The organism is Pseudomonas sp. P7759 (assembly GCF_013386445.1).
GTDB lineage: Bacteria > Pseudomonadota > Gammaproteobacteria > Pseudomonadales > Pseudomonadaceae > Aquipseudomonas > Aquipseudomonas azotoformans_A.
In genome coordinates, this window is the sequence record NZ_JACART010000126.1 from 1 (window position 1) to 759 (window position 759).

At 63.5% G+C, this 759-nt stretch carries 1 pseudogene; it reads left to right on the forward strand.

From position 1 onward, the window contains the following. A pseudogene (locus tag HX823_RS31565) lies at nucleotides 1-644 on the forward strand (cytochrome c biogenesis protein DipZ); the annotation flags it as partial. Nucleotides 645-759 lie beyond the last annotated feature (115 nt).

Below are 759 nucleotides of genomic sequence, written 5' to 3' on the forward strand. Positions count from 1 at the left end.
TGGCCATCGACAACAACTACAAGGTCTGGCGAGCGTTCAACAACCAGTACTGGCCGGCCCATTACTTTGCCGATGCCAAGGGGCAGATCCGCTATCACCACTTTGGCGAGGGCGACTATGCCGAGTCGGAGCGGGTGATCCAGCAGTTGCTGCGTGAAGCCGGTGCCCAGCACGTCGCTGGCGGCTTGATCGAAGCCGACGCCAAGGGCGTGCAGCAAGCGCCGGACATGAACGAAGTGCAATCGCCGGAAACCTACCTGGGCGCCCAGCGCGCCGAGAATTTCGTCAAATCCGGCCCCCTGGCCCTGAACAACTGGACCCTGGAAGGCCAATGGAACGTCGGCGGCCAGCAGGTCACCCTCGACCAGGCCGGCGGGCGCATCGCCTACCGCTTCCATGCCCGCGACCTGCATCTGGTGCTCGGTCCTGGCGCCGATGGAAAACCGGTGCGCTTCAAAGTCACGATCGATGGCCAGGCCCCAGCCGACGCCCATGGCACCGACGTGGCCCCGGATGGCCGCGGCACCGTCACCGAACAGCGCTTGTATCAGCTTGTGCGCCAGCCGGGCGCCGTGCAAGACCGCACCTTCACCATCGAATTCCTCGACCCCAACGTGTCGGCGTATGCCTTCACCTTTGGTTAACCCGGAGTGCCTGTCATGAATGTATTCAAATACCTGCCCGCACTGGCTTTCGCTGCCTTCGTCGGCCAAAGCTCAGCCTTCTCCTTCGGCGCCTCCGACGATGCCGTCGTCATCG